The 24,665-nt window shown below is 33.0% G+C and carries 23 protein-coding genes; 11 read left to right on the plus strand and 12 right to left on the minus strand.

Going from position 1 to position 24,665, the window contains the following annotated elements:
- Positions 1–58: 58 nt before the first annotated feature.
- The 12 genes from acs to DIU01_RS05660 all read right to left on the minus strand — a co-directional run bounded on the left by acs (position 59) and on the right by DIU01_RS05660 (position 15,222).
- Positions 59–1,966 (minus strand): acetate--CoA ligase, encoded by a 1,908-nt coding sequence (gene acs / locus DIU01_RS05605; RefSeq protein ID WP_290832317.1) that lies wholly within the window; start codon positions 1,964–1,966, stop codon positions 59–61.
- 130 nt (positions 1,967–2,096) lie between these two features.
- Positions 2,097–2,768 (minus strand): ABC transporter ATP-binding protein, encoded by a 672-nt coding sequence (locus DIU01_RS05610; protein ID WP_290832319.1) that lies wholly within the window; start codon positions 2,766–2,768, stop codon positions 2,097–2,099.
- 2 nt (positions 2,769–2,770) lie between these two features.
- Positions 2,771–3,994, minus strand: a complete 1,224-nt coding sequence (locus DIU01_RS05615) for an ABC transporter permease (protein ID WP_290832321.1) — start codon at positions 3,992–3,994, stop codon at positions 2,771–2,773.
- Positions 3,995–4,071: 77 nt separating this feature from the next.
- The gene (locus DIU01_RS05620) at positions 4,072–5,157 is read right to left on the minus strand and encodes an HlyD family efflux transporter periplasmic adaptor subunit (RefSeq protein WP_290832323.1); all 1,086 of its coding nucleotides are present in this window, start codon (positions 5,155–5,157) and stop codon (positions 4,072–4,074) included.
- Positions 5,154–5,741 (minus strand): TetR/AcrR family transcriptional regulator, encoded by a 588-nt coding sequence (locus tag DIU01_RS05625; protein ID WP_290832325.1) that lies wholly within the window; start codon positions 5,739–5,741, stop codon positions 5,154–5,156. Before DIU01_RS05625 ends, DIU01_RS05620 begins: the two co-directional genes overlap by 4 nt.
- Before the next feature lie 86 nt (positions 5,742–5,827).
- A complete protein-coding gene (locus DIU01_RS05630) occupies positions 5,828–7,729 on the minus strand; it encodes a propionyl-CoA synthetase (protein WP_290832375.1) in 1,902 nt (633 codons plus the stop codon).
- A gap of 189 nt (positions 7,730–7,918) precedes the next feature.
- On the minus strand, positions 7,919–8,281 hold the full coding sequence (locus DIU01_RS05635; RefSeq protein ID WP_290832327.1) for a response regulator transcription factor: 363 nt from the start codon (positions 8,279–8,281) through the stop codon (positions 7,919–7,921).
- Between the two features lie 59 nt (positions 8,282–8,340).
- The gene (locus DIU01_RS05640; RefSeq protein ID WP_290832329.1) at positions 8,341–11,037 is read right to left on the minus strand and encodes an ATP-binding protein; all 2,697 of its coding nucleotides are present in this window, start codon (positions 11,035–11,037) and stop codon (positions 8,341–8,343) included.
- 580 nt (positions 11,038–11,617) lie between these two features.
- Positions 11,618–11,833, minus strand: a complete 216-nt coding sequence (locus DIU01_RS05645; protein WP_290832331.1) for a DUF6814 family protein — start codon at positions 11,831–11,833, stop codon at positions 11,618–11,620.
- A gap of 11 nt (positions 11,834–11,844) precedes the next feature.
- Entirely contained in the window at positions 11,845–13,383 is a 1,539-nt protein-coding gene (locus tag DIU01_RS05650; RefSeq protein ID WP_290832333.1) for an MFS transporter, read from the minus strand.
- 30 nt (positions 13,384–13,413) lie between these two features.
- Complete coding sequence (locus DIU01_RS05655; protein ID WP_290832335.1) at positions 13,414–14,703, minus strand: hypothetical protein; 1,290 nt, start codon at positions 14,701–14,703, stop codon at positions 13,414–13,416.
- Between the two features lie 99 nt (positions 14,704–14,802).
- Positions 14,803–15,222 carry a helix-turn-helix domain-containing protein gene (locus DIU01_RS05660; RefSeq protein ID WP_035127320.1) on the minus strand — a complete coding sequence of 140 codons (420 nt, stop codon included), beginning with the start codon at positions 15,220–15,222 and terminating at the stop codon, positions 14,803–14,805.
- 296 nt (positions 15,223–15,518) lie between these two features.
- On the opposite strand from DIU01_RS05660, the gene DIU01_RS05665 reads away from it, so the two are divergent.
- The 11 genes from DIU01_RS05665 to DIU01_RS05715 all read left to right on the plus strand — a co-directional run.
- Positions 15,519–16,244, plus strand: coding sequence for a hypothetical protein (locus DIU01_RS05665; protein WP_290832340.1), 726 nt, complete (start codon positions 15,519–15,521; stop codon positions 16,242–16,244).
- Positions 16,245–16,494: 250 nt separating this feature from the next.
- On the plus strand, positions 16,495–17,094 hold the full coding sequence (locus tag DIU01_RS05670) for a DUF6624 domain-containing protein (RefSeq protein ID WP_290832342.1): 600 nt from the start codon (positions 16,495–16,497) through the stop codon (positions 17,092–17,094).
- A gap of 91 nt (positions 17,095–17,185) precedes the next feature.
- Positions 17,186–17,821, plus strand: coding sequence for a hypothetical protein (locus tag DIU01_RS05675; protein ID WP_290832344.1), 636 nt, complete (start codon positions 17,186–17,188; stop codon positions 17,819–17,821).
- Positions 17,822–18,003: 182 nt separating this feature from the next.
- The gene (locus tag DIU01_RS05680) at positions 18,004–18,411 is read left to right on the plus strand and encodes a DUF3997 domain-containing protein (protein WP_290832346.1); all 408 of its coding nucleotides are present in this window, start codon (positions 18,004–18,006) and stop codon (positions 18,409–18,411) included.
- A 142-nt stretch (positions 18,412–18,553) separates the two neighbouring features.
- A complete protein-coding gene (locus DIU01_RS05685) occupies positions 18,554–19,012 on the plus strand; it encodes a DUF4440 domain-containing protein (protein ID WP_290832348.1) in 459 nt (152 codons plus the stop codon).
- A 168-nt stretch (positions 19,013–19,180) separates the two neighbouring features.
- A complete protein-coding gene (locus tag DIU01_RS05690; RefSeq protein ID WP_290832349.1) occupies positions 19,181–19,873 on the plus strand; it encodes a DUF4386 domain-containing protein in 693 nt (230 codons plus the stop codon).
- Between the two features lie 26 nt (positions 19,874–19,899).
- On the plus strand, positions 19,900–20,058 hold the full coding sequence (locus tag DIU01_RS05695) for a hypothetical protein (RefSeq protein ID WP_290832351.1): 159 nt from the start codon (positions 19,900–19,902) through the stop codon (positions 20,056–20,058).
- A gap of 159 nt (positions 20,059–20,217) precedes the next feature.
- A complete protein-coding gene (locus tag DIU01_RS05700) occupies positions 20,218–20,841 on the plus strand; it encodes an MCP four helix bundle domain-containing protein (protein ID WP_290832353.1) in 624 nt (207 codons plus the stop codon).
- 246 nt (positions 20,842–21,087) lie between these two features.
- Positions 21,088–21,690, plus strand: coding sequence for a flavin reductase family protein (locus DIU01_RS05705; RefSeq protein ID WP_290832355.1), 603 nt, complete (start codon positions 21,088–21,090; stop codon positions 21,688–21,690).
- Between the two features lie 100 nt (positions 21,691–21,790).
- Positions 21,791–24,070, plus strand: coding sequence for a bifunctional salicylyl-CoA 5-hydroxylase/oxidoreductase (locus tag DIU01_RS05710; protein ID WP_290832357.1), 2,280 nt, complete (start codon positions 21,791–21,793; stop codon positions 24,068–24,070).
- A 52-nt stretch (positions 24,071–24,122) separates the two neighbouring features.
- Positions 24,123–24,665 (plus strand): AMP-binding protein (locus DIU01_RS05715; RefSeq protein ID WP_290832359.1); only part of this gene is annotated, 543 nt, incomplete at its 3' end.

Raw genomic sequence — 24,665 nt, forward strand, 5'->3', positions numbered from 1 at the left:
TTTGTTAAAAAAAAACTGCCCTATTTCTAGAGCAGTTTTTAAAATAAATATACTAAAACTATAACTTTCCGTTTTTGATTTCTTCTACTATTTCTGGATTTAATAAGGTTGAAGTATCTCCGAAATTAGAGAAGTCGCCTTCTGCAATTTTTCTTAAAATTCTACGCATGATTTTTCCTGAACGTGTTTTAGGTAAACCTGAAACAAATTGAATTTTGTCTAATTTCGCGATTGGTCCTATTTGATCTGAAATTAATTGATTAATCTCTTTAGCCAAATTATCTCTATCTCTTCCTTCTCCTATTTCTTTCAAAATTACATATCCGTAAAGTGCATTTCCTTTCACATCATGTGGGAAACCAACGATAGCACTTTCTGCCACAGCTGGATGCTCATTAATAGAATCTTCAATTGGAGCAGTTCCTAAATTATGTCCAGAAACAATGATTACGTCATCTACTCTTCCAGTAATTCTATAGTAACCAACTTCATCTCTTAAAGCACCATCACCGGTAAAATATTTACCTGGGAACGCCGTGAAATAGGTTTCTTTGTAACGTTGATGGTCACCCCAAATAGTTCGCGCCATTGAAGGCCATGGGAATTTGATACACAAACTTCCTGTCACTTGATTGCCTTCAATTTCGTTACGCAATTCATCCATCAATACTGGTTGAATTCCTGGTAAAGGTAACGACGCATAGGTGGGTTTTGTTGGCGTTACAAACGGAATTGGAGATATCATAATACTTCCAGTTTCGGTTTGCCACCAAGTATCAACTAATGGACAACGCTTTCCACCAACGTGCGCATTATACCAATGCCAAGCTTCTTCATTGATGGGTTCACCAACAGATCCAATAACTTTTAAAGATTGTAATGGAAAACGTTGAACGAAATCTAGACTTTCTTTTGCCAAAGCTCTAATCGCAGTTGGCGCAGTATAAAATTGATTGACTTGATGTTTTTCGATTATTTCCCAAAAACGTGAAAAATCTGGATATGACGGAACGCCTTCGAAAATTACTGTTGTTGCTCCATTTAATAATGGTCCGTATAAAATATAAGAATGTCCTGTAATCCAGCCAATATCGGCAGTACACCAATACACATCACTTTCTTGGTAGTTGAATACATTTTTAAAAGAGTAAGCCGTTTGAACCATATATCCAGCCGTTGTATGCACCATTCCTTTAGGTTTTCCTGTAGAACCCGAAGTGTAAAGTATAAATAACGGATCTTCTGCATCCATTATTTCGGCTACATTATTCGGAATTGCTTCATCTAAAAGTGGTTGCAACCAAATATCACGACCTTCTTTCATGGTTACTTCAGAATTGGTTCTTTTTACAACCAAAACTTTTTCTACGCAAGGTGATTTTTCTAACGCTTCATCAACAATTCCTTTTAAATCGATGGCTTTATTACCGCGGTAACTTCCTTCAGATGTGATTACCAATTTACATTCAGAATCATTGATACGAGCTGAAACTGCCGAAGATGAAAATCCTGCAAAAACTACCGAATGTATTGCTCCAATTCGGGCGCAAGCCAAAACAGAAACTGCCAATTCGGGAATCATTGGAAGATAAATACAAACTCTGTCTCCTTTTTTTACACCTTGATCACGCAACACGTTTGCCATTTTGGAAACTCTTGCGTACAATTCGTTATAAGAAATATGTTGCGCTTCTTCGTTTGGATCATTTGGTTCGAATATAATTGCCGTTTTTTCTCCACGTTTAGCTAAATGCCTGTCAATGCAGTTTTTAGTTATGTTTACTTTAGCGTCTACAAACCATTTGAATTTGGCTTCTTGCATATCAAATTCCATTACTTTATCCCATTTTTGGTACCAAGTAAAGTGTTCATCGGCAATTCGGTCCCAAAATTTTCTTGGTTCACGAACCGATTTTTTATACATTTTAAAGTAATGCTCTAAATTGTCTATTGTATAGTAACTCATTGTATATTTTTTGTAATTAGTTAATAGTGACTAGTAAATAGTCGTTTGGTTTTGTAAATATAAATAATCTACAAATGCAAAAAAGATATTTCTTGCTAAATTGCTATATATAATATAAAAAAGGGAAACATTAACTGATAATTCTGCCGTCTTTCATTTCAATAATTCTGTCGCTTTTATGAGCAAAATCTTCATCATGAGTAACAGCAATTATTGTTTGACCAAAATTTCGAGTCAATTCTTGAAAAATATCAAAAACTATGTTGGTGTTTTTACTATCCAGATTTCCAGTTGGTTCGTCACCCATTATTATTAATGGATCATTAATCAATGCTCTTGCAATAGCCACACGTTGTTGTTGACCGCCTGAAAGTTTGCTAGATGGTTTCAATGCTTGGTCTTGCAAACCTAGTATTTCCAATTTTTGATAAGCACGTGCTTCGATTTCTTTTTCGGGTAATTTCCCAAGTTTCAAAGCCGGAATCATCACATTTCTTAAGCATGAAAACTCAGGAAGCAAATAATGAAATTGGAAAACAAATCCAATTTTTTCGTTTCTGATTTCGGCCAGTTGATCGGTTGATAAACCAGTCATCATTTTATTATCAATATATAATTCTCCTTTATAATCAGTATCCATGGTGGAAAGTATATATAAAAGTGTTGATTTACCACTACCCGATTTTCCTACCATTGAAAGAAATTCACCTTTTTTTACATCAAATGAAATCTCTTTCAACACTTGAAATTCTGTTGGTTCGTGGAAAAACTTGTTTATATTTTTGGTTTCAAGGATGTTCATTTCTATTTTCTTAAAATTTCAACAGGATCAACATTCGCGGCTTTCTTTGCAGGAATATAACCTGCGAAAAAGGTAATTACTAATCCAATGGCAACACCTTGCACAAATTTTTTGAATTCGTAATCAATTGGAAAATAACCAATATCGCCACCAACGTAGATGTTTTTCAAAATTGTGATTAGAATAATTGCCATTATGATTCCACCAATAACTCCCATAATTCCTATTGAAACCGCTTGAGTTACAAATATTCTGATGACGTCTTTTCCTTTAAATCCCATAGCTTTGAGAATAGCAATATCATTTATTTTTTGAGAAACTGTCATGTTTAAGATGTTGTAAATTCCGAATCCTGCGACTAATAGAATTGTAAAGGAAACAAAAGTGATGACTATTTTACGCATCCTATTTCCTGCTACATAAGTTGCATTGGCTTCTTTCCAACCTTCGGCTTTATAGCCAGTTATCGCCTCAATTTTAGTGGCTACATTTTCGGCATTTTCTGGGTCGATTACATTAACATTTATGTCGGTGATGTAGTTGCTTCCTTCTTTTAAAAGTTGTTGTGCTGTTGCGATATTGATGTAAGATTTTGTTTTATCAACAGCAGAATTATTTGTTTTAAAAACACCAATAACCTTAAAGCTGCGATTGATTCCTTTGGAAGAGGTAAGATTGAGATTGTCATTTACGGCTAAATTCATTTTTTCGGCAATTCCACTTCCTATAACAATTCCATTTTGATTGGATTTTAATAAATCGAAATTTCCTTCTACCATAAACGATTTTATATCAAACATTAAGTTGGCTTCATCGGGTTTAATGCCTACTGACAATCCTGAAATTTGTGATTTTCCATTGTTATAAAATACGCTAGAACTCACTTGAGGTGTAACAACAATTACTTCTTTCTGTCTCAAAATGGTTTCGATAACCAAATTCGGATTGATAATTGTATTGTTGACTGGAACGGTTTTCGGATTGATGATTATAGGAGTTGCATTCGTTTTTTCAATCAACGGTTTGCTGATTACGTCGTCTTTATAAACTCGAATATGAGAAGTTGATTTGAACATAGATGAATTTGCACTTTTGTCAAAACCTACCAACATACAATTCATAAAAATATAAATTGACATTCCTAAAACAACTCCCATAACAGCAACTGCAGTGAGTTTTTTATTAGAAACTACATAAGTTTTCGCTATGGCTGTATTGATGTTCATTTTTTTTTGAGTTATGAATTATGAGTGTTGAGTTATGAGTCGAGTTTTAAACACTCCTATCTCATATCTGACACTGATTAAGGTTTTAATGGTAAAAGAACATCGTCTTTGGTTACGCCTTCTATTACTTCAACGTAATCGGTTGAAATAATTCCTGGTTTTATAATTATGATTTCGTCTTTCCCTTTTACGTTTACTTTGTTTCCAAATCCGACATAATTTCTTGGAATTAGTAATGCGTTTTTCTTTTCTCCAACCAAAATATTGGCTTCCAATTGTGTTCCGAAAAGTGAATTTTCTATAGGTTTATCGAAGGTTACTTTACAAATAAAGGATTGTGTTTGTTGGTCAAATGCCGAAAGTATTTCAGTAATTTTTCCGTTTAAAACACTGTTTTTATTGGTATTTAATTTTATAAAAACGGTTTGTCCCAATTTTACTTTTCCGATGCTATTTTCATCAACGTTTAAAACGGCTTCCACTTTCGTTTGATTAGCAATGGTTGCAATGACTTCTCCTTTTTTTACGTAATCACCGTTGTTTTTTAGTTTTTTGATAACCGTTCCGCTTTCTGTTACGATAATCGAATTGTACTTTTTAATAACTTGATTGCTTTTCAATTGACCTTTTGTAGCAATTTGTTGTTGTTTCGCTTGTTGCAAAATAACTCGGTATTGCTTTTTCAAAGAATTCAAATTGGATAGCGAATTTTTCGCTGCTAATTGTGCGTTTTCATATTCTACTTTCGAACCAATATTTTGCTGATTCAATCGTTCGTAGCGTTCGGCTTGCTTTTTGTCTTGTAAATATTTGCTTTCTGCGAACTGAATATTTTGTTCCAATTGTAATAACGCTGGTGCATTAGAAGTTACATTTTCATTTGAGATAACTAATTGTTCTTGCGAAGTTTCTGCATTTATTTTGTTGATTTCATTGTCTAATGATGCGATAGTTTTTCCTTTGGTAACCATGTTTCCTATTTCAAAATTGGCATTTTGCAAAATACCATCGGTTTGAGCAGTAAGATTATACGAATCGTCCCATTCCAATTGACCTGACGCAAAAACCAATTCTTTAATGTCTTGATTTATTGGTTGAACTTCTTCACTTTTTCCGCATGAAAAAAGTGTTAAACCGATTATTATGGCTAGTATTTTTTTCATTTTGATACTAATTTTATGGTTGTATTCATGATTTTATTTCCTTGATTTATCAGATCGATTTCAAATTTAGAGAACTTCCATTTTAGCATCATCATTCGGAAACTTCCTATAAGAATGTGAACAATTTCTTGTGTTTCAATAGTACTTGAAAATTCATTGTTTTCTTTTCCAACCTCAATAATTTTGGTTAACAATTGCGTTTTATAATGAACAATTTTCACAATAGATTGATTGATTTTTTCAGATTCATCAAACAAACCTTCTGATAAGACTGCAACAACAAAATGAGGATTTTTGCTAAAAAACTGAAATTGACTACTAAACAACTGTTTCAATTTTTCTTCTGAAGTTGAATCATTTTCAAAAATTATATCCAATCGTTCTTTCATATCATTTCCTAAATAATCTAATAATAAAACAATGATATCTTCTTTATTTTTAAAATGTCGGTACAAAGCACTTTCAGAAAAAGCCATTTCAATAGCCAAATTCTTTGTGGTCAATCCCTTTAAACCTTTTTCCATCAAAAGTTTTCCTGCGGATTCTATAATCTCTTGCTGTCTTTTGGAAGTTGTTTCTACCATAATTGAATAAGTTAGTAAGTATTCACTCTTCAAATTTACACTAAAAAAAGCCAATAAACATACTTATTGGCTTTTTTAACTTGATTTTATCTGAAGGAACCTATTTTTGCTTTTACAAAATCCTCTCTAACTTCATCGATAATTGCTTCATCGTCAATGGTTGATGGGATTTGGAAGTTTTCACCGTCGGCAATACTTCTTAATAATTTTCGTAAGATTTTACCCGAACGTGTTTTTGGCAATCTTTGAACAATAACTACATCTCGTAATGATGCAACAGCTCCAATTTGCTCACGAACCAGCTGAACTACTTCGTGTTGTAATTGAAAATGCTCAATATCTTCACCTAATTTATTTACAACCAATGCTAATGGAACTTGACCTTTCAATTCGTCATTAATTCCAATTACAGCACACTCTGCAACAGAATGATGAGACGAAACGATTTCTTCCATTTCGGCAGTAGAAAGTCTGTGACCTGCTACATTTATAACGTCATCTACTCTACCAGTTATATAAATATAGTTTTCATCATCTTTAAATCCGCCATCGCCTGAGAAATAGTAACCTGGAAATTTATTCAAATATCCTGCTTTGAAACGTTCGTTGTCGTTCCATAAATCCAACATGGTTCCTGGAGGCAATGGTAATTTGATTACAACATAACCTTCTTCGTTTGGACCTAATTCTTGTCCGTTTTCTCCAAAAATTCTAATGTCGTAACCTGTAACTGCTTTTCCTGCAGAACCTGGTTTTATTGGTAAATATTCAATTCCCATCATGTTGCAAATCATAGGCCAACCTGATTCTGTTTGCCACCAATGGTCTATGGCTGGAACCGGAATATGTTCGCGATACCATTCTAAAGTCGCTACATCACAACGTTCGCCTGCCAAGAATTGTGTTCGTAAATTAGACAAATCGTATTGTTTGATAAATTCACCATTTGGATCTTCTTTTTTTATGGCTCGAATGGCTGTTGGAGCTGTAAACATAATGCTGACTTTATGCTCGGCAATCACTCTCCAAAAGGTACTTGCATCTGGAGTTCTGATTGGTTTTCCTTCAAATATTACAGTTGTATTTCTATTAATTAATGGTCCGTAAACGATGAAACTATGACCTACAACCCAACCTACATCAGAAGCTGCCCAAAAAACTTCATCTTGTTTTGCTCCGTAAATGTGTTGCATTGAAAATTTAAGTGCAACCGCATAACCTCCTGTATCTCTGACAATTCCTTTTGGTTTCCCTGTAGTTCCAGAAGTATATAAAACGTATAATGGATGCGTTGCATTTACAGAAACACAATCTGCTTCTTCAGAACCATAAACTAAAGCATCGTAATCTACATCGTATTTTTTAAACGGAATTCTTGCTCCCAATTTTCTATTGAAAACTATTACTTTTTTAGGTTTATGATTTGCTAAATTTATCGCTTCATCTACTAATGGTTTGTATGCAATTAATCGGTCAATTTCTATTCCTGATGAAGCGGTGATTATTAATCTTGGTTTGCAATCGTCAATTCTAATGGCCAATTCATGTGGTGCAAAACCTCCAAAAACAACTGAATGCGTTACTCCTATTCGAGCGCAAGCCAACATTGCAAAAGCTGCTTGTGGAATCATTGGCATATAGATTACAGCGGTGTCTCCTTTTTTTAATCCAAGAGAAAGCATTCCTCCTGCTAGTTTGGCTACTTCTGTTTTTACTTCGTTGTAGGTATATTTTTTTACAGTTTGTGTTACTGGAGAATCGTAGATAATGGCTGTTTGATCTCCAAAACCATCTTCTATGTGTTTGTCTAAAGCTAAATAACAGGCATTTAGTTCTCCATCTTTATACCAAAGTGGATAATAATTTGCGTCCTTTGATAGTATTGATGTTGGTTTTGTAAACCAATCGATTTGGTCTGCTTGGTCTTTCCAAAAGGATTCTGAGGATTGAATACTTTGGTTGTAAAATTCTTGGTAATTCATTGGTATTGTATGGTTTGAATGTATTTTAATAGTAAAGTAAATGTAACTATTTTAACAATACACCAATGAAAATTCTTGCTAAATAGGTATATACGAAATCGTTTTCGTAATGTCATAAAAAAACCTAACAAAAATCGTTAGGTTGGTATGTAGCACTTCTCCCGAAGTTTCGGGATTGCTCAGTTTGACGAATAATTACGACAATAATTCCATCACTTGATCTACTACTTTTTTAATAGAAAATGGTTTGGTTAGATAAGCATCAGCACCAAGAGCCATTCCTTTTTCGATATCGCTTTCTTTGTTTTTGGCAGAAAGAAAAATTACTTTGGTATGTTTTAGATTTTTGTCTTTTCTAATTTGTTCGATTGTGGCATAACCATCAACCATTGGCATCATTACGTCAAGAATAATCATATCTGGGAATGTTGACTTTACTATATCCAACGCTTCTTGACCGTCACGCGCAATGAATACTTCAAAGTTATTTTTTTTGAAAGTATATTCCAATGCCATTACTATATTGGGTTCGTCATCGACTATTAAAATCTTTTTCATTTTTTAAATTTATTACACAACTTCAAAAATCAATTTTATAATTATTTATTTGAAATCTGCTAACTGAAATCTGCTTTTTGTTTCGGCAAAGTAAATACAATGCATGCACCTTTTAAACTTGCTTGCGCCCATATTTTACCTTTGTGATGGTCAATAATTTGTTTGCAAATCGCCAATCCTAATCCGCTACCAACTGGTTTTTTAATATTCTGATTGGTCGATTGATAGAACTTTTCAAATATGGCTTCAAAATCGTTAGTATTAATTCCTTTACCATTATCTTGCACGAAAGTATGAATAAAATTGTCTTTTTCAATAATTTGAATCGTAATTAATCCTTCTTTTTCTGGACAAAACTTTATAGCATTTGATAGTAAATTGGTTACCACTTGCACAATCCTATCTTCATCATAATAAGCATTTATCTTATCTTTACTTTCAATATGAATGGCAATATTCTTATTTCTAATGAGTTGTTGTAAAGGTTCTATTGATTTTTCTACTGTTTGAACTAAATTGTTTTTCGTTGGATGAATGGTCTGTTTTCCAGTTTCAAATTTCTCTAAATCTAGAATCTTATCAATTAAACGATTCAATCTATCCGATTCTGAAATGATGTTTTGTAGAAATTGTTTTTTTAATTCGTCTGGAATTTCGTCATCATCATGCAATATTTCACTGGCAGCACGAATAGCTGTTATTGGTGTTCTAAGTTCGTGCGTTACTGTATCTAAAAACTCATCTTTTTGTTGATCTTTAATCATTAAAGATTGATTGGCATCTTGCAATTTGGCCGATATTTCTTTAAGTTCGTTAGACGTTTCCGTAAGTTTTTTATTGATAATGATGTTTTCTTTGGATTCTTCTAAAATCTTCAACACTTCGGGTAACGTAATTTTTTCTTCTTTTACTACGCTAGAAATCAGTATTCTCGCCGAAGCTGTTCCGATGTGGCCTGTGAGTAGATTTTCTGAAAACTTGATTAGTCTAGCATCGGCAAGTTCTATATTTTTATCAACGTTGTATTTTAAATTAAAGATGTTCATGGCGCGTTTTGTTCGCTCTTCGCCAAGGAATCGAATTAGAACTTTTTCGATGTCATTTCTATACGCTGTACCTTTCCAAATAAAAGCATTCTCGTGATTGCTGCTGTACTTAGTGATGTCAACAAACATTTCGGCGTAATTGCGTTCGCGGTAATTTCCTTTAAAACTAACAGAAACGGCAAAATATGTGATGCAATTAAAAAGCATACTCCAAAACAACGCATGCGGAATTGGATCTAAATAATCTAACCCAAATAGTTGAAAAGGTTTTAGTAGATGAATCCCAAGATAACCTTCGGAGATAAAGGTGCTTGAACTGCTTGTAAGTCCTAATGAATAAGGAATTATTAATGTGTAAACGCAAACAATAAATCCGATGATGATACTATAAATAGCACCCAATCTTGAACCTCTTCTCCAGAATAAAGCACCAAAAAAAGCTGGAGCCAATTGCGAAATAATTACAAAAGCTACCATACCGATAGAAACTAGACTGTAATTCAATCCAAAAAATCTATAGATAAAATAGGATGTAATAATTAATGAAAAGATACTTATTTTTCTGGTGTTCAGAATTTTTTTACTGCTGATGGTTTGCTCGTTACCTTTCAGTTTTCCGATTAAATTGTACGGAATCAAAATGTTGTTGGTTACCATAGTTGATAATCCGATGGAAGAAACTACAATCATTGAAATAGCTGCCGAAAATCCGCCAAGGAAAACCAAAACCGTTAGCGTTTGATTATTAAATAATTGCGGAATTAGTAACGAATACGCATCGGAATTTACCTCTTTTCCATCAAACAAAATATTACCACCCCAAGCTATTGGATAAACAAAAATATTAAAAATCAAAAGGTATAATGGAAACAACCAAACGGCTGTATTGACATGATTCTCTCGATTGTTTTCGATAACGCCAACCTGAAATTGTCTTGGTAATAAGAAAATAGCAAACATTGAAAGTATGCAAAGTAGAAACCAGTTAATCGCTTGAGGCAAACCACCAATGGTATTTTTCTCTTTGAATTTTTCTAGCAACGATGCTTTTTGATAAATATCATCGAAACCATCAAAGACGAAATAGGTTACATAAACTCCGATAATTACAAAGAAAACCAGTTTTAGAACACTTTCTAAGGCAACAGCAGTTACAATTCCTTTTCGTTTTTCGGAAGCATCTACATAACGTGTTCCGTAGTAAGAAGCGAATAAGGCTAAGGCAACAGCGACATAGGTTGTGGTGTCGTTAAAGACTAGCGAACTGATGTTGGTTTTGGTAACTACGTGAAAGGTTTCGGATATTGCTTTGAGTTGTAATGCGATGTACGGAATGATTCCGGTGAGGCAAATTACAGTTACTATTGCACCTAGAAAACGACTGTTTCCATAACGAAGTGAAATGAAATCGGCAATGCTTGAAATTTTGTTGACTCTAGAAATTCGGATGATTTTCTTGAGAATTAATATCCACGAAGGTGCAATGATAATTGGTCCGAGATAGATGGGAAGATAGCTCAATCCGCTATCGGCTGCTACACCAATACTTCCGTAATACGTCCAAGCTGTACAATATACAGCCAATGAAAGTGAATACACATACGGATTGTTTGTCCATTTACTGTTTCCTTTTTTTTCTGCCCAATGTGCAATAAAAAATAGTACGGCCAAGTAGCCCGAAAGAATCACTAATAAGGCTATACTATTCATCGTATCGTTTTACTATTAGCATTGAAAGTAAGATCGAGAGCAACCATATCGAAAAGAAATAAATATACACCACAGGAAATCCAAACAAATTATTAGCCGAATCAAATAGCAAAACAATAGGCATATTTAAACCTATCAATAATACCATTGATACAATTACTAATTTTTGTTGGTGTCTTTTTTTCATAGTCTTTGCCACAAAGGCGCTAAGTCACGAAGTTTTTATAAGGTTATTGTGGATAGTTTTTTACACAAATTTCACAAATTAGCAAGAATTATTGTGTGTAATTATTTCACGAATTTAAAGAAAGTTTTTATGATTTGAACACAGATTATAGAAATTAGAATAATTTAAAAAATTTTAACTAACTGAATACTCTATTTTCTATACTCTATTTTTAATAGTAAAAGTCTTTTATGAGAAGTATGTCTATAAACCAAATAACCTTTTAAACTCTTAAACCTTTTAAACTCTTAAACCCTTTAAACTTTTAAACCCTTAACCTTTTAAACCTTACCAATAAAAATCCCAAAAGCCCTTACGTGAATAAGAGCTTCTGAGACTAACCAATACCATTATTTAATCTTTATATTCATTGTTGATGGCATACCAACCAAAAATCAATAAACCACTTACAATCATGGGAAGTAAAATAAAAAATATAATAATTCCGAATACTAAATCATCTTGTTTGCCAGAGGATAATTTTCCACCAAAAATGTCTACTGCAAAGTAAGCAACAAATAGTGCTAATGCAATCCAAACAATTCCTAAATATTTTTTTAATGCGTTCATAGTTGTATGTTTTAGTCGTGAAGAGTATTAATTTTTCTGTCGATGTAGATCATTCCGATGACGAAGCAAACTGCTGCAATTCCAATTGGATACCATAATCCTTCCAGGTAAAATTCTACATCACCTGCTTCTTTAGATTGTGTTACAAAATAGGTAGATATTGCTGGGAGTAATCCTCCAAAGATACCATTTCCAACGTGATAAGGCAATGACATCGATGTATATCTAATTTTTACTGGGAACATTTCTACTAAGAATGCCGCAATCGGACCGTATACCATCGTTACAAAGATTACTTGAATAAAAACCATAAAGATTAAGAACCAACGGTCGCTATTGTTAATCATTTTGGTAACTTTAGTTTCAATTTTGTCTTTTCCTTTGTCATCAACCATTACTTTTCCGGTTTCAAAATGGATAGTTTTGATTTCTTCAACTGTAGTTCCATCCGTATAAGCTTTTGTAGTAGTATAGATAGAATCCATTTTAGTAGCATCAATTTCTTTGATCGAAGGAACTACTTTAGTTTGAGCAACAATTTCGCTTTTCTTAGTCAAGTCTGTCGAATTATACATTGCTCTATAAATTGGACGGTATAATAAAATCGCTAACAACATTCCTGCCATCATAATTGATTTTCTACCCCATTTATCACTCAACCATCCAAAGAAAACAAAGAATGGAGTTCCAAGAATTAATGCTACACCTAGTAACATATCTACTTGTGAAGAATCTATACTTTGAACCGTTTTCAAGAAATTCATTGCATAGAATTGTCCAGTGTACCAAACAACACCTTGTCCCATTGTAGCACCGAATAATGCAAGAAGAACGAATTTTAAATTGAATTTATTTCCGAAACTTTCTTTTAACGGATTTGTTGAAGTTTTTCCTTCTGCTTTAGTTTTAGCGAAAGCTGGAGATTCATGCATGTTTTTACGAATTAAAAAAGAAACGTAAACCATTACAATAGAAACCCAAAATGGTACTCTCCAACCCCATTCGTCAAATGCTTCTTTAGATAAAGACGCTTTTGTAATTAAGATTACCATTAACGAAATGAATAAACCAACTGTTGCTGTTGTTTGAATCCATGAAGTCCAATAGCCTTTTTCTCCTGCAGGTGCGTGTTCTGCTACATATGTTGCTGCACCACCATATTCACCTCCAAGAGCTAAACCTTGTAGTAAACGAAGAATTAATACTAAAATCGGAGCAGCAAAACCAATAGTTTCATAACTCGGAATACATCCAATTACAAATGTTGCGCCACCCATTAACATCAACGTTACCATGAACGTGTATTTTCTTCCAATTAAATCGCCTAATCTTCCGAAGAAAAGTGCTCCAAACGGACGAACCACGAAACCTGCAGCAAATGTTGCTAATGTAGATAAGAATGCTGCTGTTGGATTATCTGTTGGAAAGAACTTTGTAGATAACACTACAGCTAAACTACCGAAGATATAGAAGTCATACCATTCGATCATTGTACCCATTGAGGAAGCAGAGATTACTTTCCAAATTCCTTTTGATGATTTATCACTCATATTTTTATAGTTTTAAGTTTTTAATTATATTTAAAATGAATACACTGCAGAAACTGTTGCTCTAAAATTCCCCACTTTATTTTCGTTACCAGAAATAGATAGATCAGATTGAGTTTTTCCATGAGTAGCTGCTGTATATTCAAATTCTGGTGTTAATCTGAATTTATTTTGTTTAAAATCTACTCTTGCAGAAGCTCGCCACATATCTTTTACTCCTCGTGATGCATTGATTCCTCTTGCATAAATATTGGCAGGTGCAACTGTCGACGATGTTCCTTCTTGATTTGTATAACCAATGAATAGTCCAGGAGCAGTTTTTTTGCTGTTGCTCGCAATATCAATCCAAACAGAATTGGTCTTAATTCCTTCGTACGTAACTGGATTAGTACCATTTGCATAACTAGCATATCCGCCTAACATTACTAAGTGGTGTAAATTTTCTCCTGTTATTCCGTAAAGTTTTACATGAAATTTTTCGTTATTATATTTCATATAAGCTACAATTGATGTTGAATTTAAAGTTTCGGTTGATTTTTTAATTACAGCGGGTACAGCAGGATTCGTTCCAGATGCAGGTATTGCTGGAGAGATTACTGACTCAATTAATGGTTTATTTGGATAAAATTCGGCTCCGAAACCAGCTAAAACTGATTTATTTCTGAATTCGATTTTACCATGCATTGCAGGAATTACGCTATTATAAACCGGAGAGTTTTGATTTCCGTCTGCAGGAAAAGCTCCAAATTCTCTGTCTTTATAGGCTATAAAAGAAAATCTAAATTTATCGTTCAATTTTTGATCAATTCTAAATTGCGTAGCCCATCCAAATGGATTAAAAGGAATTCCGGTAGAGAAGTTTGCAACGCCAGGAAAAACTTCAGGTATAAAAGTAGGATACCAAGTTTGCCCAAAAGTTATTGATGTTTTTTCCCAATCTAATTTAGCATAGGCATGGCGTAATCTAAATAAACCGATAGATTGTTGTGTATTTCCAAAAAAATCACCCTCTAAAACACCGTAAACTTTTGCTCCCCAAACATTTGGTCCCGAAGCTTTAACGCCTAATCTTGATACAACAGACAAAAAGTTTGATGCTCCTGTTTGATTGATATCATCACCATTAGCATCTAATTTTTCATCTAAAGGCCAAAGATTTAAATGATACTCTCTTACTTGCGCTGATTGTCTTGTATCCCAACTATAATCAACTCGGGCAAAACCATATACATCAACTTTATAAGGCACTTCTTGAGTTTTTTGCTCTTGAGAATGTCCTAAAGCTGTGCATAGTAAGGCAACAATTAATAATTTTTTTTTCATAAGGTTTAAAATTGGTTAGTACTTCATTTTTGCACAGCCAAATTCTAAAATTTTACCAATGAAAAAAATTATGATATATATATATGTAAAGTACTATAGCTAATCTTTAAAACGCTCCCATTTTATAAGCATAAACTTATCGCCTAGTTCGGTAATAATCATTCCAGCACCTTTCAATTGATCCTTATTTTTTAGGAATTCTACCAGTTCTAAGTGGTTATATATCTTATAAGTAGGATGATAATCGGTATGATTAGGTTTGGTTACCTTAAACTCCTTTACCCAGTTGCTAACTGTAACATGCGAAACGCCGATAATACGCTCAATTTCTCTAAAACTCAAACCTTCTAAGTACAACTGCAAGGCTTTGGTTACATAGTAACTGTCTATCTTTTTACCCAGTTTGTTAACCGTAAAGTAGTAGTTGCATTTTTTACATAAAAACCTTTGTCTGTCTTTGATGACACCGCTTTTTACAATGTTATCGCTTTGGCATTTGGGGCATGCTACAATCTCCATATATATAAATTTTGCATAAATATACTATTTTAGCAATAATACAAAAACATTTTTGCTATTTTTTTTAAATAAAAATTACATAGTGTGCAATTTTATTGACTTTTTTATAGGAATAGTATAGTATTTAACCAAAAACACCTTTTTCGATTGCGTCAAATAGCAAAAACTTCTTTCGATCAAGTATATATGAAATTAAAAATAAAGGATTTTCACCCTATCAAATACCGTTAAAATACTGATACACAATTAAAAATTATCAATTAGTTTTGTGTAACCAACCCACAAATTCCTTTCTCATGACTACGAAACATAAAGAAGACAACGACTACACCATTTCTTATTTACAACTGCGCCAATTGATAGGCATTCTCGGATTGTGTCTGCCTTTTGCCTTACTCTTGGGCAACAACCTATTAGGAAGTACGGCTTGGTTGCAACCTTCTATAAGTCATTATTACTACAGTTATATGCACATTGCTTTTGTTGGTGTGTTGTGTGTTTTGGGTGGCTTTCTAGTTACCTACAGAGGAAAAAGCACTTTAGAAAACCGTGTATCCAATTTTTCGGGTGCCTTTGCCTTTGGTGTTGCTATTTTTCCGACTGAGTTTAACGGCTATATTGGCAACGATTACCTCAACCCTATCATTTGGCACAGTTGGTTTAAAGCTGTTCATTTTGGATGTGCTGGATTGTTGTTCTTGTGCTTCGCCTTTTTCTGCTTGAAAATATTTCAAGAATCGGATGCTGGAAAGTCACCATCGCAGTTTGATGAAAAGAAGAAATTGCGAAACAAAATCTACCGCTATTGTGGTTATGGTATTCTAGCAAGTATTGTCATTATTGGCGCTAGTACTATTTATGAAAATGTATATGGCATGACTACCTTTACCAAATATGCTACGTTTATATTTGAAACTACAGCACTTTTATTTTTTGGCAATTCGTGGTTACTCAAAGGCTCAGTGAACTGGAAAGACGCCAATAGTCCGATGCTAAAAACTATTGTTAGTCCGGTGCGATAACATTTACGGTAAGGCAATTGGTCTCAAAATACTGAATTGTGGTTTACAACATGTCCTGGCTACCAACTATCGTTATCAATACCTTCTAAACTTATAATTGTAAGAAACGAAAGCAGAAAATAATCTGGCGGCTACTACTCGACTTTTCAGAGAAATTTTGTAGGTTTGTTTTGGTGGTTTTAGTAGAAAAATATTGAAATGTAGTGGCTATTTGGAGTAGCACTTCAAAAAAACAAACTCACATCAAAAAATGGATTTTAAAAGCATTGCTAAAAAAATAATTAAACTGAAAAATGCGGACTTGGCTTTAAGAGACAAACTTGTTCAAAAAGGAAAGCTTAGTGAAAGTTATGATGTAGCAATGAAAAGTCTACACAATGAAAATGCTAAAATACTTGACACTATAATTAACGTAATTGGATATCCCACAATAGACAAAGTTGGTGAAGAAGCAAATGAAGCTGCTTGGTTGATCATTCAACATTCTATCGAACAGCCAAAGTTTATGAAGAAGTGTGCAGAACTATTGGAAATAGCAGTGAAAGAAAGAAAAGCTGATCGCAAAAGCTTAGCTTTTTTAACTGACCGAATAGCCGTGCTAGAAGGAACTCCGCAACTTTACGGTACACAATTTGACTGGGATGAGTACGGAATGTTAAGTCCAAATCATTTTGACGACGTAATCAAAGTAAACGAAAGAAGAAAATTACTCGGATTTAACACACTTGAAGAACAAACAGAACTTATTCGTGAAAGAGCACAAGAGGAAAAGCAAACACCACCAAAAGATGTTGCCAAAAGAAAGCAGGAAATTGAAACATGGAAACGAAATGTAGGATGGATAAAATAAAAACAGCCATCAACAGCATTGTATCCGTTAGTGGCGATTACCTTCAACGATATCAAAACTTTGTAACAACGTATACTAAAATTTTAAACAGATGATTAAAAAGTATTTGGTTTTTATATGCATGATTCTTTCTGTATTTTTGCTTGTAATAGCGGCATCGTTGTATCCTGGTGGATCATTGCTTGATAAAAATTCAGTAGGTTTTGGTTGGTCTACAAATTTTATTAGCAATTTGTTTGAAGCAAAAGCGATAAATGGCTCAGAAAACCCGGGCAGGATTTGGGCAATTCTTGGAATGGCGTTTCAGTCTATTGGTTATGGTGTATTTTTTATTAGAATGTCAAAAAAGATTTCTTTAAAAGTATGGGCGGCTGTTTTAAAATATATCGGATTTGCTAACTTTTTATTTATTTTCTTAATTGCAACACCTTACCACGACCTAGGAACAATTTCTATTGTTTTAACATTGTTTGGTCTATTTATTATTACTTTTTTTGTATTCAAGTCTAAACTACATTTACTTAAATTTTGCTGCATACTCTGCTTATTGACCTATTACTGTTTCTTTTTTGTTTATGGATTTGGTTATTTGGCATTAGCCTTTATAATGCAGAAAATATATTCTTTAAGTTCAATACTACTAGTTTTAGGACTCGAATATTTCACAAAACCGCAAGACTTTGCAAATATTAAATCTGTAAAACAAAAAAAAGCTGCTAACGGCTAAAGAAGTAGATTACATTTTTATAAAATTTAGAATCCGTAATTGTGCTAAAGCAATTAGGGATTTTTTTATATATTTGATAAAGTAAAATTTGATGTATCATACTTATAGGACTTAATTGGGTGTTGGGATGATGAGATGTCAGACTAAATCAGTTTAGAAGAACGCACAGAAACTAAATACAAATGAAGAAAATAATTACTTTAATATTTTTGTCCATTTTTATAAATAGCTGTGCTTGGTTCGATGAAAGTCAACATCAAAAAATTATTGGACTATATGAAATTGGCTGGAATGACCTTGAATCGAATAGATCAATTACAAAAAAAATCAAAAATTCAGACAGTAATTATAAAATAATTATTGATTGTTATGTTTTCGCAGTAGGTCATAATGATAGTTTCATAATAGCCAAGCAACACCAAAATTTTAATGAAGAAACTAACTATTATTTGATTGATATTAAGAAAAATGAAGAAGATAACTCAAAAGGAATTTATGGCCCTTTGAACAATATAGAATTTGAAAAAATGAAAGCAAACTTTAACATTAAAAATTTAAAATTTGACTTAATTTTCGCCGATAAACCATAATAATATTACTATTTAATGATATGAAAATGGAAACTGCGATAAGAAAAAACAACAATACAAAGTAGAAAAGATATCAAATAAAAAACCGAACAACTGAACGCAGTTTGCAAAAAAGTTACTACCTAACTTAAAAACAATAAAAATGAAAAGACTTATCTCAATAATTGTAATGGTGTTTTTTACAACACTATCCTTTGGTCAAGTTTCAAATGAAACCGACAAAAAACTAATTAAAAATTTAGTAATAGAATCGTTTGACGAAATATGGTCGAAATTGAATTCTAAAAATATTGATAAGTATTACACCAAAGACTTCCTGCTATTGGAAAACGGAGAAGTTTGGAATAACGATACTATTGCCAATTATTTGGATAAAGCGCTACTTGATAAACCCAATCCTACAAGAATCAATACCATTGAAATTATTGACACTAAAGTCACAAACAAAACCGCTTGGGTTGCCTACCATAACTATGCGACATTTTCGATTGATAATAAAATCGTTTTTAAAGCGCATTGGCTAGAAAGCGCAACAGCAATTCTAACTGATAAAGGATGGAAACTAGATATGTTGCACTCTACTCCAATTAAAAATGAATAAAACTGCTGTTTAACACAGTTTGTTACCATTGCTGGTCTTGCTATTTTGCGTTTGTAGAAAATAATAGCGTTGTTATAAAGTTACTTTTCAAAGAAATTTTGTAGGTTTGTTTTGGTCTGATAATGCTACGAAATGCATTTTTAATCAATTGATTCAACCACCAATAATATGATTTCAGATAAAAATACAGCTCGAATTGCAGGATTTTGTTATTTAATAGTAATTGCTACCGGACTATTTTCGGAAGTTTTTGTTAGACAAGCTTTAAATGTTCCAAACGATGCACTGGCAACTGCACACAATATTCAAATTAATGAAATGCTTTATCGCTGGGGTTTTGTGGCTGATCTTATCAATTTTATAGTTGGCATACCTACGGTAGTTATCATCTACCACTTTTTCAAAAAATCTAATAAGATACTACTGCAAATTGCAATGGCTTTTGTTATAATTCAAACGGCAATTATTGCAGTCAATCTATTAAATCAAATTACACCATTGTTGCTATTAAGTAATGCGACTTATCTAAATTCTTTTCAAGAAAACCAATTAGCAACACTATCACTTTTATACTTAACTGTTCAATCACAAGGCTACGGAATTGGTTTAGTGTTCTTTGGTTTTTATTGTATTTTAATTGGATACGTACTTTTTAAATCGAATGCACTACCTAAAATTATTGGAGTAGCTTATGCAATTGCCGGACTGTGCTATTTGATCAATAGTTTTACAATGTTTCTCTCCAAAGGATTTGTAAATCCGCTTTTCCTTTACCTTGCCATTCCTATTTTTATAGGTGAACTAAGTCTCTGTTTGTGGTTGCTAATAAAAGGGATTGATATTTCAAAATTAGAAAACTAAAGTTAAGAATCCATTTTAAAAAAACAATGAAAATCTCAAAAGGTATTATCCTATTTTTAGCCATTATTGTAAGCATAGTCTATTTAAAAGCATTCCTTTTGAGTCCGCATATTGATGAGTTGTACTATAATCCACTAAACATTGAATATAAAAAAGGATTTTTAAACGTAAAGTTTTTAGAATAAAATTTAATAATGTATTCCAATGAAGGTTACACTTTAATTATTTGCTTTAAAATCCGATTATAGCAATAACGTTCATTAGTAAAATACTATTTTGTTATCTTTGATTTGAAAGCAAATAGTTTTTTAAATAAAACTTATCTAATTTAAATAGTTCTAAAAATGAAATGGACCGATACTATCAAAAATAAATTTTTAGCATCAATTGTACTTCTTGCCTTATGTGTTTTAGTACTCATAAATAATTACTTAGAAAGAACACATGCTAATAATGTAAAAGACTCTATTTCTACATTGTATAAAGATCGATTAATTGCAGAAGAATACATTCTAAAAATGACTAGTACAGTTTATCAAATTAGAGAAGTACTTGCATCTGATTCCAATAATAAATCAAAATCAAATGTAATAATAACATTAAATGACAATTTTAATGCTACTTACAGTGCTTACAGCAAAACAAAACTTACTCCAAAAGAAAAAACTATAGCACAAGAGTTACTTACTTATAGTGATAAATTCGAGCCTACGTTTTCCATAAACAATTACAATCCATCGCATTATACAGACAAAGTTCTTACTACTTTAGGCAAACTTTCAGTAATTCAGTTAGAAGAATCCAAATTAATCATGAAAAAAGTAGAGTCTCAGTATGCCACCATAAAAGCATCTTCTGAATATGCATTTGCTATTATTATATTAATTTTGATTGTATTGCAAATTATAGTTTTCTCTGCAGAGTCGATAGTACCAGTGATTAAAACTAAGAATCCATCGCTAAATTAATAATGAATAAAACAAAGTTTGATGCATAAGAAATCAAACTTTCAATTTATCACATTGTAAAACAATTACTGAAAATCCTTATCATTGTACGTGCGAAATGGAATAGGATTAATGGAGTAGTTTTTTAACATAAAATGATAAAATAACTTATTTCTAAGTAAACTTTTATAAACATACCTCAAAATTGTACTATTATTATTCATCTTTTTTTAGTTAATTTGTGTACAAACAAAACAAACTAACTAAATGCAATTTAATCCTAACGAATTAGAGCATACTGCCGTATACAAACTACTCACAGGTTCGGTAATTCCAAGACCAATTGGCTGGATTTCTACTGTTGATGCAAACGGAATTAACAACCTAGCTCCTTTCTCCTATTTTAACGCTGTTGGTGAAGATCCGCCACATATGATGTTTTCTACAACTCGCGGAAACAATACCAATAAAGACACTTTAAACAATGTTTTAGCAAATGGACAATTTGTTGTAAACATGGTTACAGAAGAATTGGCAGAAAAAATGAATACTACAGCTCAAACTGTTCCTTCAGATGTTGATGAATTCCAATTGGCAGATGTTACTCCTATTCCATCAATGCTAATAAAACCAATGCGTGTAAAAGAAAGTTTAGTAACTTTTGAATGCGAAATGGTGCATCACTATTTTTTAGAAAATCACAAAAATGGTGGCGCATGTATTGTAATTGGTCGAATAGTAATGATGCATTTTGACGACAGCATTTTGTTGGAAAATTACAAAATCAATTTAGAAACCTACAAACCCATAGCACGTTTAGCAGGATCAAACTATGCCAAATTAGGTGAATTATTTTCTATAAAAAGATAAAATTCATGAATTAGAAAATTTCTCTAATTTCTCCAATCTGTGTTCAAAAAAATAATAAAAATGTGTCTTAAATTAAGATACTGAAACAAGTTAAGCATAAATGAAAATAGCAATAATTGGTGGTGGTCCAGGCGGACTATACTTCGCGATATTAACAAAAAAAGCAATGCCTCATTGTCAAATCGATATTTACGAACGTAATAAATCGGATGACAGTTTTGGGTTTGGCGTAGTGTTTTCCGATGAAACTTTGGGCGAATTCCTAAAACGCGACATGCAATCGTATGAATTAATCCGAAGCAAATTTGCCTATTGGGACGACATCATTATTGCTCGTGATGGAGAAACAGTAAACATTGCCGGAAACGGTTTTTGTGGTTGTTCCCGAAAAACTTTACTACAATTATTACAACAACGTTGCACAGAAGAAGGCGTAAATCTGCATTTCGAACACAATGTAGACGATTTAAGCCAATTTGAAGATTCTGATATAATTATAGCTTCAGACGGAATTGGAAGCCAAATACGCACGCAATTCGCCTCAGAATTCGGAACCAAAATCGAATTAAAGAAAAACAGGTTTGTCTGGCTTGGTTCAACAAAACCACTTGACGCTTTCACCTACTTTTTTAGAAATACAGAACACGGATTAATCGTTGCACATTGCTACCAGTACGAAGCCGGAATGAGTACTTGGATTTTTGAATGCTCTGACGAAACTTGGCAAAAATTCAATTTTGAAGTCACCAACGAAGCCGATACAATAGCTAAAATTTCAGAAATTTTCAAGGAAGAATTAGATGGTCATCGTTTAATTTCAAATAAATCACATTGGCGTCAATTTCCACATGTAACAAATCAGAATTGGTTTCATAAAAACATCGTTTTACTTGGTGATGCCAAAGCTACCGCACATTATTCTATTGGTTCAGGGACAAAATTAGCGATGGATTCAGCCATTGGTTTATTTGATGCTGTAATGGCAAATCCAACTGATGTTCAAGCTGCTTTTCAACAATATGATAGATCAAGAAGAAATACTGTCGAGATGATTCAGTATGCGGCTTTAGTTTCGTTAGATTGGTTCGAAAACATGAACCGTCACAACCAACATCCGTTTTACCAATTTGCTTTCGGATGCATGACACGTGCCAAAAAAGTAACTTATGAAAATTTGCGATTACGCGATAAATCATTTACTGATAAAGTTTTAGAAGAATTCAACCAAAACCTACAACCTATTCCTGCTGCTTTCTCCGAATTCAAACTTCGCGATTTAGAACTCCAAAACCGAATTGCAATGTCCTCAATGGGACAATATTCAGCCCAAAACGGATTGTTAAACGATTGGCATTTTCAACACTATACCTCGAGAGCAATTGGCGGATTGGGATTGATTTTAACCGAAATGACAGCGGTTTCAGAAACTGGACGTATAACTTTAGGTTGTGCGGGAATTTATAATGAAAATCAACTAATTGAATGGAAAAAAATTAACGATTTCATTCACAAAAATACTCAAACTAAAATCGGAATTCAATTAGGTCATTCTGGTAGAAAAGGTGCCACTAAAAAACCTTGGGAAGAGAATGATTTGGATGAAAAGTGGGAATTACTTTCGGCATCAGCAATTCCATTTAATGAAAAATTTGCCACACCAAAAGAAATGACTTTAGCCGATATGGATGAAATCACTTCTCAATTTGTTCAAGCCACTATAAATTCAAATGAAGCAGGATTTGATTTGATCGAATTACAAGCGCATCACGGATTCTTACTAGCTTCGTTCCTATCGCCATTAACCAATATCAGAACCGATGAGTTTGGGGGAAATATCGAAAACCGATTGAGATTTCCACTAAGAGTTTTCACAGAAGTGCGAAACGTTTTCCCAAAAGAAAAACCAATGTCAGTAAGAATCTCAGCAACCGATTGGGCAGAAAACGGAATTTCAGAAGAAGATGTACTCACAATTGCAGGCGCTTTTAAAAATGCTGGAGCCGATATTATCAACGTTTCAACAGGAAATACAGTTTCCAATCAGAAACCACAAACTGGTAGAATGTATCAAACGCCATTTTCTGATTTGGTTAGAATTACAGTTCATGTTCCAACAATTACAGCTGGTTATATTCAGGATATAGATCAAATAAACACCATAATTTTAAACGGTCGCGCCGATATTGTGGCATTGGGAAGACCATTATTGTTGGATCCGTACTTTGTTAGAAACGCTCAAGCTTATGAAAATTTTGAAGCAAATGATATTCCAAATCAATACAAAATGGGAATTTCACATTTATATCCGCTAAAAACTTCCGAAAGAAAACAAACTGACGGAATGAAAAAAGCGTTGAAACCAAAAAGTAATAAGAAGTAATTTAACTCCGACAGAGTTTTGAACTCTGTCGGAGTTGTAATTAAAAATTCAAATGAAACATTACGAAGACAATTTCGCCCACAATAGTTTACCTGAATTAGAATTTCTTCCAGAATATTCTTTTTTGGATTTACCGCAGTTTCAACATCCAGAAATGCTAAATTGTGTAAATAAACTATTGGACAATCACATTAAAGAAGGTCGCGGAAACAACATTTGCATTCGAACTTTCACAGAAACTTGGACGTATCAAGATTTATACGAAAAAGCAAATCAGATTGCGCATGTTTTAATTGATGATTTAGGATTAAAATCGGGTAATCGTGTATTGATTCGTTCTGCTAATAATCCAATGATGGTTGCTTGTTGGTTTGCTGTTTTAAAAGCTGGTGGAATTGTAGTTGCAACAATGCCATTACTTCGTGCCAAAGAATTAACGACAATCATCGACTGTGCCGAAATTTCACATGCGTTTTGCGACAGCGAATTGTCGGAAGAAATGAATCTAGTGAATTCTAATTTTCTAAAAAAAGTAAGCTTTTACAGAAATTCTCCCGAAAATTCGGGATTGGAAAATTTGATGCAATCCAAACCT

The sequence above is a fragment of the Flavobacterium sp. genome (assembly GCF_003525665.1).
Taxonomy (GTDB): Bacteria; Bacteroidota; Bacteroidia; order Flavobacteriales; family Flavobacteriaceae; genus Flavobacterium.